The 13,054-nt window shown below is 66.1% G+C and carries 11 protein-coding genes and 1 pseudogene; 5 read left to right on the top strand and 7 right to left on the bottom strand.

What is annotated here, in order from left to right:
* Positions 1-16: 16 nt before the first annotated feature.
* The 3 genes from FV220_RS08610 to FV220_RS08600 form a co-directional block, all read right to left on the bottom strand.
* Positions 17-415, bottom strand: a complete 399-nt coding sequence (locus FV220_RS08610; RefSeq protein WP_056141246.1) for a cupin domain-containing protein — start codon at positions 413-415, stop codon at positions 17-19.
* 33 nt (positions 416-448) lie between these two features.
* On the bottom strand, positions 449-1,204 hold the full coding sequence (locus tag FV220_RS08605; protein ID WP_056141248.1) for a glucose 1-dehydrogenase: 756 nt from the start codon (positions 1,202-1,204) through the stop codon (positions 449-451).
* Between the two features lie 139 nt (positions 1,205-1,343).
* Entirely contained in the window at positions 1,344-2,258 is a 915-nt protein-coding gene (locus FV220_RS08600; RefSeq protein ID WP_056141371.1) for a LysR family transcriptional regulator, read from the bottom strand.
* A gap of 133 nt (positions 2,259-2,391) precedes the next feature.
* Between FV220_RS08600 and FV220_RS08595 the strand changes: the two are divergent.
* A pseudogene (locus FV220_RS08595) lies at positions 2,392-3,110 on the top strand (sulfite exporter TauE/SafE family protein).
* Positions 3,111-3,240: 130 nt separating this feature from the next.
* Here FV220_RS08595 and FV220_RS08590 read toward each other — a convergent pair.
* A complete protein-coding gene (locus FV220_RS08590; protein ID WP_056141256.1) occupies positions 3,241-4,584 on the bottom strand; it encodes a dicarboxylate/amino acid:cation symporter in 1,344 nt (447 codons plus the stop codon).
* A gap of 309 nt (positions 4,585-4,893) precedes the next feature.
* On the opposite strand from FV220_RS08590, the gene FV220_RS08585 reads away from it, so the two are divergent.
* Complete coding sequence (locus FV220_RS08585) at positions 4,894-6,771, top strand: ATP-binding protein (protein WP_147830747.1); 1,878 nt, start codon at positions 4,894-4,896, stop codon at positions 6,769-6,771.
* The gene (locus FV220_RS08580) at positions 6,768-8,126 is read left to right on the top strand and encodes a sigma-54 dependent transcriptional regulator (RefSeq protein WP_147830745.1); all 1,359 of its coding nucleotides are present in this window, start codon (positions 6,768-6,770) and stop codon (positions 8,124-8,126) included. The genes FV220_RS08585 and FV220_RS08580 overlap by 4 nt, the downstream gene beginning before the upstream one ends.
* Positions 8,127-8,147: 21 nt before the next feature.
* On the opposite strand, the gene FV220_RS08575 is transcribed toward FV220_RS08580, so the two are convergent.
* Positions 8,148-8,399 (bottom strand): hypothetical protein, encoded by a 252-nt coding sequence (locus FV220_RS08575; protein WP_056141265.1) that lies wholly within the window; start codon positions 8,397-8,399, stop codon positions 8,148-8,150.
* 430 nt (positions 8,400-8,829) lie between these two features.
* Here FV220_RS08575 and FV220_RS08570 point away from each other — a divergent pair, with 430 nt between their 5' ends.
* Together FV220_RS08570 and FV220_RS08565 are read left to right on the top strand one after the other, a co-directional pair.
* Positions 8,830-9,159: a multidrug efflux SMR transporter gene (locus FV220_RS08570; RefSeq protein WP_018045616.1), complete on the top strand. Its 330-nt coding sequence runs from the start codon at positions 8,830-8,832 to the stop codon at positions 9,157-9,159.
* Between the two features lie 6 nt (positions 9,160-9,165).
* Positions 9,166-10,365 carry a serine hydrolase gene (locus FV220_RS08565; protein WP_147830743.1) on the top strand — a complete coding sequence of 400 codons (1,200 nt, stop codon included), beginning with the start codon at positions 9,166-9,168 and terminating at the stop codon, positions 10,363-10,365.
* 1,268 nt (positions 10,366-11,633) lie between these two features.
* On the opposite strand, the gene FV220_RS08560 is transcribed toward FV220_RS08565, so the two are convergent.
* Positions 11,634-11,975, bottom strand: a complete 342-nt coding sequence (locus FV220_RS08560; RefSeq protein ID WP_147830742.1) for a hypothetical protein — start codon at positions 11,973-11,975, stop codon at positions 11,634-11,636.
* A 162-nt stretch (positions 11,976-12,137) separates the two neighbouring features.
* Entirely contained in the window at positions 12,138-12,602 is a 465-nt protein-coding gene (locus tag FV220_RS08555) for a hypothetical protein (RefSeq protein WP_187273361.1), read from the bottom strand.
* Positions 12,603-13,054: the final 452 nt, after the last annotated feature.

Raw genomic sequence — 13,054 nt, 5'->3', positions numbered from 1 at the left:
CACCTTTGCGCGAGCGTCAGACGCCGCGATAGTGTTCGTCGGTGACCTGTTCCAACCACGTCACCGCCCGGCCTTCGAGCTGCTCTTGGATCGCGATATGCGTCAGGGCCGTCGTTGCCGTTGCCCCGTGCCAGTGTTTTTCGCCCGGCTCGAACCAGACGACGTCGCCCGGCCCGATAGCCTCCTTAGGGCCGCCCTCCCGCTGAACCCAGCCGGCCCCGAAGGTGACGATGAGGGTCTGGCCGAGCGGATGCGTATGCCACGCGGTGCGGGCGCCCGGCTCGAACGTCACGCTCGCTCCAGCGACCCTCGCCGGTTCGGGCGCGGAGAAAAGAGGGTCGATCCGCACGGTCCCGGTGAACCATTCGGACGGTCCCCTGCCGGACGGTCGCGACCCGCTGCGTGTGATCTCCATTCGCCTGCTCCTCCGTTTTCGCCGGATCGACCGTCAAAGCGACCAGCCACCATCGATCACCGTGGCGGCTCCGGTCACGAACCCACCGAGGTCCGAGCACATCCAGAGCACCGCTTCTGCGATCTCCTCCGGCTTGCCGAGGCGCCCTACCGGTTCGAGGTCGATCGCCTTTTGAACGTCGCCTCCCGTGAAACGGTCCATCATCGGCGTTTCGATATTGCCGGGCAGGATGGCGTTCACCCGAATGTTCTTCCTGGCATAGTCCAGCGCCGCCGAGCGGGTCAGACCGATGATGGCGTGTTTGGAAGCGGCATAGGCCGCGCCGCCCGCGACACCGCGGATGCCGGCACCGGAGGAGGTGTTGACCACCACGCCGCCACCCTGGCGCACCATCTGCGCCAGCTCATACTTCATGCAGAGGAAGGTCCCCCTCAGGTTGATGTCGAGGATGCGGTCCCATTCGTCGAGTTCGATCTCGTGGACCGGCGTGGCCCTGTTCTCGACTCCGGCATTGTTGAAGGCACAGTCGAGGCGCCCGAAGCGTTCGACGGTTCCGGCAATCGCCGCTTCCACCTCTTCCGGCAGAGACACGTCGCAACGGATCGCCAGGACTTCTCCGCCGGCCGCTTCGATCTCGGCCCGCAAGTGTTCCAGGGTCGCCTCAGTCCGGTCGGCAATCGCCACGCGAGCCCCCTCGGCCGCGAAAGCGAGGGCGGCGGCACGTCCGATGCCGCTGGCGGCACCGGTGACGAAAACGACCTTTTCGGTGAAACGGTGCGTGGTGAGCATGTCGGAAGCCTCCGGCTGGGCGTGATGGCGAGCCTTACCGCTCACCGATCAGCGACAAGTAGGCTCACGGCCTCACTCCGATGACCCGCCATTGCTTCAACAGACCGATGAGCATGGCTCATCGCTGGCGACATCGCGCCTACAGACCGAGCGGGCGAAGCTCGCGAACCAGATCGATGAGGAGCCGCAGGCCTGTCGGCAACTGGCGACGTCCCGGATAGTAGATGTGAAAGCCGGCTCCCTCGGGTGCCCAATCCGTCAGAACGACGCGCAGTTCACCGCGACCGACCGGCGACCTGACGCATGGTTCGGGGAGGTAAGCCAGCCCCCCGCCTGCCATCGCGAGGGACAGTGCGAAGTGCGTGTTGTCGATCGTCACGGCGCCGGGCACGTCGAGCGCGAGCGACTCACCGGCCCGTTCGAACTCCCAACCGTAGAGCCGTTCGTCGCCGAGGCGGATGCGCAGGCACCGATGCGCCAACAGGTCGTGTGGATGCGCCGGCGTTCCATGCCGATCGAGATAACAGGGTGCGCCGACAACCACCCAGCGAAGGTCGGCCGACAGGCGCTGGGCGATCATGTCCTGAGCGACGGTGCCGCCATATCGGATGCCCGCATCGGCCCCGGCATCCACGATGTCGAGCAGCTCGTTGGAGACGCGGACGTCGATCTCAATATGCGGATGGCGCTCGGTGAAGACGGGCAGCACTGGCGCGAGCAGCAGCGTGCTGGCATGTTCGAGCACATTGAGACGAATGCGCCCCGCGGCGTTCCCTGGCTCCCGGTGGCGGTTGAGTCCGTCGAGCGCCGAACCGATCGCCGCGAAGGGCGCATCGAGCGACGCCAGAAGCTCTTCACCCGTTGCGGTCAGGGTGACGCTCCGGCTGGTGCGATTGATCAGCCGCACGCCGAGGCGAGCCTCCATCGCCTTTAGGGCATGGCTCAGCGCGGAGGCACTGACACCGAGTTCCAGCCCTGCGCGCCGGAAACTCAGGTGGCGAGCGATGGCGAGGAAGGTGCCGAGATCGGCAAGATCGGTCCGACTGGTCAGCATGAGGGCAGGAGAACGTTCGCTGGCGGGAAAGTGATCCGAGCCGGCCTCCGTCAGCACAGGCTCGCAGGCCGAGGTTATCCAACGTCAGGCATTGTCCCTAGGGACTTCCGGTTCGACCGGGCACAATCGGCCGATGGGCCTGCTTCTCATCCTCTCCATCGGCCTCGTGGCGGGCGTCGTCAGCGGCATCATCGGCACCGGCTCCTCGATCATGCTGGTGCCGGTCCTCGCTTATGTCTACGGGCCCAAGGAAGCCATTCCGATCATGGCGGTCGCGGCCGTAATGGCGAACCTCTCCCGCATCCTGGCATGGTGGCGAGAGGTCGACTGGCGGGCCGTCGCTACCTATGCGGCGACCGGAATTCCGGCGGCGATGCTCGGCGCCCGCACGATGCTGGTCCTGCCGCCGCATGCTGTCGATCTGGCGATCGGCGCGTTTCTTCTGGCGATGATCCCCGGACGCCGCTGGCTGGCCGACCGCCTCGTCAGAGTGCGGCTCCCCCATCTGGCGGTTGCCGGAGCGGTCATCGGCTTCCTGACGGGCATCGTCGCCTCGACCGGCCCGGCCTCGGTTCCGGTCTTCATCGGCTACGGCCTGACCAAGGGTGCGTTCATCGGCACGGAGGCCGCTGCGTCGCTGGCAATCTACCTGACCAAGACCCTGACCTTTCAGGGAACCGGCGCATTGCCGGTCGCGGATTTCGTCAGAGGCCTCGCCGTGGGCGCGGCTCTCATGGTGGGGGCGAGGCAAAGCCCTTCGTGCTTCGCCTCGCCCCGGAGACGTTCCGGTTCATGATGGACGGGCTTCTGGCGATCTCGGGCACGTGTCTCGTCTGGAATGGCCTCGGGTGACTCATCGCATCGAGAAACCGAGGCCATGCTCGACGCGAAAGAGGCTGCCGGGCCATTGCGGTCCGGCAGCTCCTTTCGGATCGTCTTCGAGCCGGCTGGATGGCCACCCGGCTCGAAGTCGGGACGGGCGTTACTCCGCAGCCTGGAGAACCGGCATCTCGGCTGCCAGAGGCATCGGGTTGCCGCCCAGTGCCGCCGCGAGTCTGACCTCGTCGACCTCGCCCTCCCAGCGGGCGACCACGATGCAGGCCACCGCATTGCCGATGAAGTTGGTGAGCGCGCGGCACTCGGACATGAAGCGATCCACGCCGAGGATCAGCGCCATGCCGACGACGGGCACGGAGGGCACCACCGCGAGGGTCGCCGCCAGGGTGATGAAGCCCGAACCGGTGACGCCGGCCGCGCCCTTGGAAGAGAGCATGGCCACGAGAAGCAGGAGGCCCTGCTCGCCATAGGTGAGCGGCGTGTCCGTGGCCTGCGCGATGAAGAGCGCCGCCATGGTCATGTAGATGTTGGTGCCGTCGAGGTTGAACGAGTAGCCGGTGGGGACCACGAGGCCGACGACGGGCTTCGAGCAGCCGGCGCGCTCCATCTTCTCGAGCAGCGAAGGCAGGGCCGACTCGGAGGACGAGGTACCGAGGACAAGCATGAGCTCCTCCTTGATGTAGCGGATGAGCTTGATGATCGAGAAGCCGTTGTAGCGGGCGACGAGGCCGAGCACGCCGAGCACGAAGATCGCCGAGGTCAGGTAGAAGGCGCCGACGAGGTAGGCGAGGTTGGCGAGCGAGGCGATGCCGTACTTGCCGATGGTGAAGGCCATGGCGCCGAAGGCGCCGATGGGCGCGACCTTCATGATGATGTTGACGACGCCGAAGATGGCTTCCGACAGCACCTTGATGATGTCGAGGACCGGCTTGCCGCGATCGCCCAGGAAGGCGAGGCCGAAGCCGAACAGCACGGAGAAGAACAGGACCTGAAGGATCTCGCCGCCCGAGAACGCACCCACCGCCGTGGTCGGGATGATGTTCATGAGGAAGTCGGTGATCGACTGCGTCTTCGCCTTGTCGGCGTACATCGCGATCGACTTCGGATCGAGGGACTTCGGATCGATGTGCATGCCCGCGCCCGGCTGGACGAGGTTCGCCACGATCAGGCCGACGATGAGAGCCAGGGTCGAGAAGGTGATGAAGTAGATGAGCGCCTTGCCGCCGACGCGCCCGACCTTCTCGAGATTGGTCATGCCGGCGATGCCGGAGACGACCGTGAGGAAAATCACCGGCGCGATGATCATCTTGACGAGCTTGATGAAGGCATCGCCGAGCGGCTTCATGTCCGCGCCGACCTGCGGGTAGAAGTGACCGAGGGTGATGCCGATCGCCACGGCGACGAGAACCTGGAAATACAGCGTGCGATAGAGGGGCTTGGGCTTTGCCGGCGCGTGCGGCGCGGTGAGCGGTGACGGTATGGCGGCCATGGCGGGCTTCTCCCTTGGGAATAGATCGGTTCGGATCGAAGCGCCGGGGTGTCCGGGCCTCGTCGTCTTTTGGTCTTGGCGTCCGGGGCTAGACCCCTTCGGCGCACAGCTCTGCGATGAACGCAGGCCTGCGTTTCGGTCTGAGAATGGCAACCGCCGTGCCAGATCGGGAACTCCTGAAATAATTCGTTAAAACATTGATTTGAGACATATTTTTCAGATGGTCGCCAATCTCCTCCTCACGTCGAATGCGGTTATCCGCACCCCGCCGCGAAATTCCGTCCGGAATTCCGCACTGGAGCGAGCCCCTTGAATTCGAATGTCCCGCCTCGCGAGGGAACCGATCGCGGATTTCTGAAACGGTCGCGCCGGAGCCTCGCCCTCGCCGCCAGCCTCGTCCTCGTATGGGTCGCGGCGTGGCTGGCTGGGCAGGCCGCCGAACGCTGGGCGCTGTCCGACCTGCGCCGCACGGCACAGTCGACCCTGGCGCTGCAGGTCGGCGCCTTGCGGGCGGAGATGCAGAAGCAGGCCTCGCTCCCCCTCGCCCTCGCGGCGGACCCGGAAATCGCCGCCGTGGCGGGGCCGGATCCGACGCCGGCCATGGTCGAGCAGGTGAGCAAGCGCCTCGCCCAGGTGGCGGCCGCCACGGGCTCGGCGGTGATCTACGTCATTCGCCCCGACGGCATCACCGTGGCCGCGAGCAACGCGGAGGCCGAGCGCAGCTTCGTCGGCCGGGACTACGCGTTCAGACCCTACTTCCGGCAGGCCATGGCCGATGGCGCCGGGTCGCAATTCGCCTTGGGCACGGTGAGCGGCCGGGCGGGGCTCTACCTGTCGCGGCGGATCGGCGAGGCTGGCGGCGTCGTCGTGGTGAAGATCGAGTTCGATGGGGTCGAGGCCGCGTGGCGGCAATCGGGAGACGGGGTGTTCGTGGCCGATGCGCGGGGCATCGTCCTCGTGGCGAGCGATCCCGCCTGGAGCTTCGCCACCCTGCGCGAGGTCGGCGACGACGAGCGGAAGCGCATCCGCGCGGCGCTGGAATTCGGCGAGGCGCCGCTCTCGGCGCTCCCGCTCCATCCGGTCGGGGGGATGCGGGATCTCGTCCGCGTCGGCCGGGGATCGCGGCCCGCCCGGACGGCCCTCGCCCTGGATGCCCCCATTCCGGGCACCGACTGGCGGCTCCATACCCTGACGCCCGTGGGCCCTGCCGTGGACCGCGAGCGGGTGCAGGCCTGGATCATCGCCGCCCTCGGCACCGGCCTGGCCTGTATCGGGATCGCGACCCTGGCGGGCCGTCGGCGGCGGACCCGCCAGCACCTCGCTCAGGCTGCGGCGCGCCGGGAAGAATTGGAGAGGAGCGTACGCGAGCGGACGCTGGAGCTCACCGACGCCAACAGGATGCTTCGGCTGGAGATCGAGGAGCGGCGGAGGGCGGAGGAGGAACGACGACAGGCGGAAGCCGAGCGGGAGCGCCTGGGCCGCGCACTCGCCCAGGCCGGACGGCTCGCAGCGTTGGGGCAGTTCGCCGCCAGCATGGCGCATGAGATCAACCAGCCGCTGGCCGCCATCCGCTCCTACGCCGACAATGCGGCGATCCTGGTGCGGCGGGGCCGGGGCGAGGAGGCGGCGGAGAACGCCTTCGCCATCGGCCGCCTCACCGACCGCATCGGCGGGCTGACGCGGCAGCTCAAGGGGTTCGCCCGGCGCTCGTCGCCGCGGCGCGAGCCCGTGGCGCTCGCCGATATCCTCGCCAACAGCCTGGAACTGGTGGAAGCACGGGCGCAGGCGGCCCGGATTGCGGTCTCGGCGGAGAGGCCGGCTCCCGGCCTCTACGTCCTCGGCGACGGGCCGCGCCTCGAACAGGTCGTGGTGAACCTGCTCCAGAACGCCCTCGACGCGGCGGCGGGGAGCACCGATCCACGGGTCTCCCTTCTGGTGCGGGACGTGCCCGATAATCGCGTGGCCATCGAGGTCCGCGATACCGGGCCGGGCCTCCCCGAGACCATCCGGGCGCAGGTCTTCGATGCCTTCTTCACCACCAAATCCGATGGGCTCGGTCTCGGGCTCGCCATCGCGCGCGGAATCGTCGAGGATTGCGGCGGCAGCCTGAACGCCATGGACGATCCGGCCGGCGGCGCGGTGTTTCGGATGGAACTGGCCAAAGCCCCCGTGGAGACGACACCGTGAGCGTTGAAGAGGGTGCGGGCGGGTCGGCCGAACGGGTCGTCTTCATCGACGACGAGACGGATGTCTGCCGCGCCAACCGCCAGAGCCTGGAGCTCGACGGGTTCACGGTGGAGACCTTCGGGGCCGCCGGACCGGCGCTGGCTGCCATCCTCGCCGATCCGCCCGGCCTTGTGGTCACCGACGTGCGCCTGCCCGATCTCGACGGCATCGCCCTGTTCGGGCGGATCAAGGCGATCGATCCGGAACTGCCCGTGATCCTGATCACCGGGCATGGCGACATCCGCATGGCGGTGGGCGTCATGCGCGACGGGGCCTACGACTTCCTGGCCAAGCCCTATCCGGCCGAATCCCTCGTCGCCTCGGCGCGCCGCGCCCTGGAGCGGCGCCGGCTCGTCCTCGAGAACCGCACCCTGCGCGCCCGGCTGGACGCGGCGGTGGAGGAGGACCCGGCCTTCCTCGGCATCTCACCCGAAATGGTGCGCCTGCGCCGCCTCGTGCGCGAGGTCGCCCAGGCCGATGTGGACGTGCTCGTCTTCGGCGAGACCGGGTCTGGCAAGGAGGTGGTGGCGAGCGCCCTGCATCGCTGGAGCCGGCGGGCCGGCCGGAATTTCGTCGCCATGAATTGCGGGGCGCTGCCCGACAGCGTCGTCGAGAGCGAGCTCTTCGGCCACGAAGCGGGCGCCTTCACCGGCGCCCTCAAGCGCCGCGTCGGCCGGATCGAGCACGCGCAGGGGGGCACGCTGTTCCTCGACGAGATCGAGAGCATGCCGCTCGGTCTCCAGGTCAAGCTCTTGCGCGTGCTGCAGGAACGGGCGGTGGAGCCGCTGGGCACCAACGAGATCCGCCCCATCGACATGCGCGTGGTGGCGGCGACCAAGGTCGATCTCGGCCAGGCGGCGGCGCAGGGCACCTTCCGCGACGACCTCTACCACCGGCTCAACGTCATCACGATCGCGATCCCGCCCCTGCGCGACCGGCGCGAGGACGTGATGCTGCTGTTCCAGGAGTTCCTGACCCGGGCGGCGACGCGCTTCGGCCGCGAGCCCGCGCCGATCACGCCGGCCGTGCGGGAGCACCTGCGCCGGCACGACTGGCCCGGCAACGTGCGCGAACTCGGCCATTTCGCCGAGCGTCACGCCCTGGGCCTCGGGCAGAACGAGGTGTCGCCGCCCGAGGCCGCCACCGCCGGAACCCTGGCCGAACAGGTCGACCGGTTCGAGCGCGGCCTGATCCGCGAGGAGCTGATCATGGCCGGCGGGGACGTCCGCATCGCCGCCGAATCCCTCGGCACACCTCGCAAGACCCTCTACGACAAGATCGCCCGGCACGGCCTGACGCCCACCGATTATCGTTGAGACGGAAGGGCTTGGCTCTCCTCAGAAGCGGCGGTCCTTGCGGTCCGGGTTCGGGCCGGTGGTGTGATAGCTGGCCATGCAGGCGTGATAGATCTGCGAGCCGAGGTCGTAGAGGCTGAGGTTGTTCGGGTTGGCGGCGCTGAACACCTGCGCCCTGGCCTGTTCGCGACAGGCGGCGTCCTGCGGGCTCTGGATCGGCGGCTCGTTCACCTGCTGCGCGAGGGCGGCACCCGTGAAAGCGATGAGGAGAAAGGCGGTCAGGGTCGTGCGCATGGTGTCGGATTCCGTCGCGGGGAGAGGGACATAGGGAGGGGAAGGGTCGCGGTGGTGACGAAGATCGTGCCGGGAGCCCCTTCCCCTTGCGGACTCGCCGGCGCCGAAAGGACGAAAGAGAATCTCGCGCAGTCCGTCTTCGATCTGTGCCGTGAGACCCCGACCGGGGCAAGACGCCATCGACGGGCGGACTTCGAATCCGGCGCGCGCCACCCGAGCCGGATCGCCACCGCCACGCGCACCCTGCTTCGACCGCCATCGGGCGGCCTTTCATGCGCCATCCACACGGGACATTAACGGCCGGCGTGCTCTTGGAAATCCGGAGCCGTACCGGTGGATTTCCCCCCGGTATCGGCCACGACGCGGCCATCGCCATGCGGATGGCCGCCCGACCCGCCTTCAGCCCGCCGACCGCACGGACGACCCACGGATGAACCCCTATCTCCTCCTCGCCCTGGCCATCGGCGCCGAAGTGACGGCGACCCTCGCCCTCAAGGCGGCCGACGGTCTCACCAAGCCGGTGCCGACGATCATCGTGGTGCTGGGCTACGGCACGGCGTTCTGGCTGATGTCGAACAGCATGAACATGCTGCCGATCGGGATCGTCTACGCGATCTGGGCCGGGGTCGGCATGGTCGGCGCGGCGGTCGGCGGCGCGCTGCTGTTTCAGGAGCCGATCACCCTGCCGATGATGATCGGGATCGCGGTGATCGCCGTCGGCGTGACGATCCTCGCCTCGGGCCAGACCGCGCATCACTGAGGGGTGATGTCGCGATTTGCCCGCCTCCGGCCCCGCTTTCGCCGCCCCCGGCTCGCCGGGGCGCTGATCTGCGCCTTGGCGCTGGGCGGGCTGGCGGCCGCCATCGGGCCGCTGCTCGGCGTGCCGAACCCGATCACGCTCGCCGCCCTCGCCATCGTCGAGCCCTCCTCCGTGGGCACCTGGTTCGCGAACCGGGTGGTGGCGGCGCCGCCCTCGTCCCGCCCCCTGCCCGTCCGGCTCCACGCGATTCCCGACCGGGTTCCCTGGAAGGGACGGAGCGTTCCCCTGGCGGAGATGCTGCGGGCGACCCATACCAACGCCCTGCTGGTGACCCAGGACGGCGTTCTCGTCCACGAATGGTACCGCCCCGGTTCGGGGCCGGCGACGCTGTTCCCGTCCTGGTCGGTGGCGAAATCGGTGGTTTCGCTGCTGGTCGGACAGACGATCGCCGAGGGGAAACTCGCCGAGACCGACCACGTGGCGGCCCTGCTGCCGTATCTGCGGGACGAGCCGGCCTTCGGCCGCATCACCGTCCGCGACCTCCTGGACATGACGAGCGGACTCGCGGTGCCGGAGAATTACGACCCGTGGGACCCGCTCACGGGCACCGCCGGCATGTACCTCACCCGCGACATCCGGGAGTTCGTGCGCGACCACGCCACCCTGTCGTCGAAGCCCGGCAGCACGGGGCACTACCGCAGCATCGACACCGAGATCCTCGGCCTGATCCTCGCGGAGGTCCAGAAGAAGCCCCTGGCCGACCTCCTCTCGGAGGCGATCTGGAAGCCCATGGGCGCGGAGGCGAAGGCGACCTGGAATCTCGACCGGCCGGGGGGGACGGAGAAGGCCTTCTGCTGCATCAATGCCGTGGCGCGGGATTTTGCCCGCCTGGGGCTGATGGTGGCCGACCATGGCCGCGTCGGCGGCACGCACATCGTCCCGGCACGCTGGATCGAGCGGATCGAGACCCCGGCGCGCCGGGATGTCGACGGCTGGCCCTACTCGGCGCAATGGTGGCACGTGCCGGAAGGGGACGACGACATCTCCGCCATCGGCGTCTACGGCCAGTACATCTACATCAACCGCGACACCGGCACGGTCATCGTCAAGCTCAGCGATCACGGCGCCGAGCAGGACGAGGCGGACACGTTGGCGGTGATGCTGGCGATCTCGCGGGAGCTCGCTGGCTCACGGTCGGCGCGCTGAGGCGAAGGGCCGGGCGGCGGGAACACACGGCTCTCTCCGTCGTCGGAGCCAAGGGTATAGGCCGACGATACGCAAGCTCAGGTGTTCGGCATGGATTTGCACAGAGGCATCTTCAGCCTTGATGCGTGTGCCGAGGGCGTGTTGGAGTGGATGTATCAGCGGATTTTCATGCTCAGTCCGATCATCCCATCAGACCACCTCATCCTGAGGTGCCCGCATCAGCGGGCCTCGAAGGAGCCCTCCAGTGGTCGCGCGATCCCTGGAGCCCTCCTTCGAGGCCGCTCCGCGGCACCTCAGGATGAGGTAAAGCGTTGGGAAGAACAACTTGAATAGGACTATATCGATCGAGTGGTGAAAATCTGACGTTTGACACCCGCTGCCGGGGCTGCTTTCGATCCTTCAGCGACCTTCGGAACGTCCGCTTCGCGGCGGCTTGGTGGTCGATGACCTAAGACTGGGTTGGGTGGTAAGCGGACAATGAGATATTAGAAGATAAGGCGGACGATAGATTTTTTGCAAAGCAACTCCATGACCTCAATCGGAAACATGACAATCGGATTTGTTTCAATCGCGCTCAGTATTTTTGGATACTATTACTCATTAAAGCGCGATATAAAAGGATTTGTTTATATAAAAGGATTGGTCCCTGTTTCGAAACGTGACGATCCGGTTCGGTTTCGTCGCATCATGAGATGGGAATACGGAGTATCTTGGATGCTTTTTTTATTTGGAACCATGTGGCTGATCTTAATAGCGATACGCTAATTGTGTTACGTCTTTAGAAATTGCCAACTCATAATCTTTCTCTAAAAATACCAAGCATATACTTTTAGACTGGATGCGGAACGTCCGCTTCAGGACAAAAAGCTAAGGTCCGCTTGCCACCCTTAATGGACCTTTGGCTCGTTACGCGGGGTGCTCTGCTGTCTACGCGATTTCGCCAATGCGCGGGCCGCCTTACCGATTGCGTATGAAGCCACCAGAGCAAAGTAGTAGATCGCGTATAGTACGACAAAAACATAGACTGAGGATTTGAGCCAGACGAGCCGGAAATCGATATCAGGACATCCCTGCTCGTAGGGAGGGTCTCCAACGGTACAAGAGAACCCTTCGACCATCATCCAGCCCCACCCCAGCCCAGCTGCAGCAATCGCGCAGGATAAAGGTATGCCGACCCGAGACATGTTCAGGCTTTTCATGCCTTGCAACTGCCAGCCATATATCTATCCTTAGTGAATCATTGTGGCGCCGGAACAGTCAAACTCCGACTATAGGGCGCGCTTGGCAATGAGCTTGCTTCCCGCCTCGGTCCAACGGGCGAACCGATATCCGGTCGGTTCAATGACGATCAGTCCTCGTGCTTCCAATTGCTCGTAGGCATGCTCACCGGCCGATATAGCTCCATTGTCTAGAACGACCTCGCCCGTGTCCGTCCGCTCAAGGTACTTCGAGCACATCGCAGCCAACAACTTTACTAGTTCCGGCTCGCGCGCCTCGAAGCTCCTACCTTCGGCGCCAGGGAGAGCCAAGTTCTTTGATGCCTTTGTGCTCACGTACTGATTCGTCATAGCTCGAATGGCATCGACGAGCTTCCGTTCAGAGTCGTTCACTCTCGATAACCTCCTATCGCCCGTCATGCATTACGGTCGGCCCGTTCCCGCAGGACATCGAGATCGAACTTAAGCCTTGGGACGGCCCGATCCGTGCCCGCTCAGTCGCGATCACCTTCAAGGTGGATGAGCCCAGCGCGCCTCACGCATAAGGTCCGCATCTCATTCTTTACAGTCATACGGCTCGACGCAGACCACTCCCGACCGACAGCCTACGGCGACGGGGCGAGGGCCACGCCGGTCGAACAGCGCCCATGCCGGATCGCCTCCCGCCGTCATGAACGATGCCAGCCGCAGATCGCCTGTCACCGATAGAACCACCTCCGGTAGATGGCCAAACATCGAGAGGTCTTGGACCGTGCGGCCGAGGAGGAGCGCAAAGGTCGGGGACCACAGGTTCTCGTCGCTCCAACTACCGCAGGCGATGGACCTTCCCTCCTCGATTCGCCAACTCCACTCAATCATCAGGCCGATCTCGCCCTCTGGCTGACCGGGGAAGCCATTACGGCGCGTGGTTGATGTCAGCGCGCCAAGCTCCACGAACAGCGCCGAGCCATGCCCACGCCAGACATGTGCTACGGCCAACCCACAAGCCGCCGTGCGGAAGTGCTGGATCCAGTCGGTCATAGGGGTGATCATGACCAACGGCGCAGGGTCCGCAATCCGCCCATTTCGGACGCTCAAGGCGCGGGGACCATCCGTCAGATGGCGACCACGCGATCAACGACATCCCAAAAACACGCAGGAGCGCCGACTAGATCCACCCGCCATCGTTGATCCGCGCCCTGATACGATGCGGCTCCGCCAGGACGTGGGCGTGAGACATGCCGGCGGCCAATGCCATGGCGGCGGACGAAGAGGAGGTCGTCGAACGGCAGGCATGGAACCCGGCCGTCGTCACCGACCAGCGGAAGCGGGTCTTGTCGCTCCGGCACGCTGACACGGCGACGCTGTGGTTGGGTAACGTGGGAATCTGCCTATCCCCATCATAGCAATGGTCGCCCGAACGCTCCGAGGTCGGGGCGACCCCATCGGATCCCAGACCGACCCACCCCCGTCCCGCCGCCTACGCCGCCTGG

Source organism: Methylobacterium sp. WL19, assembly GCF_008040005.1.
Lineage (GTDB): Bacteria > Pseudomonadota > Alphaproteobacteria > Rhizobiales > Beijerinckiaceae > Methylobacterium > Methylobacterium bullatum.
Note: the sequence above shows the minus strand (reverse complement) of the source record. Positions and strands in the feature narration are given on the sequence as shown.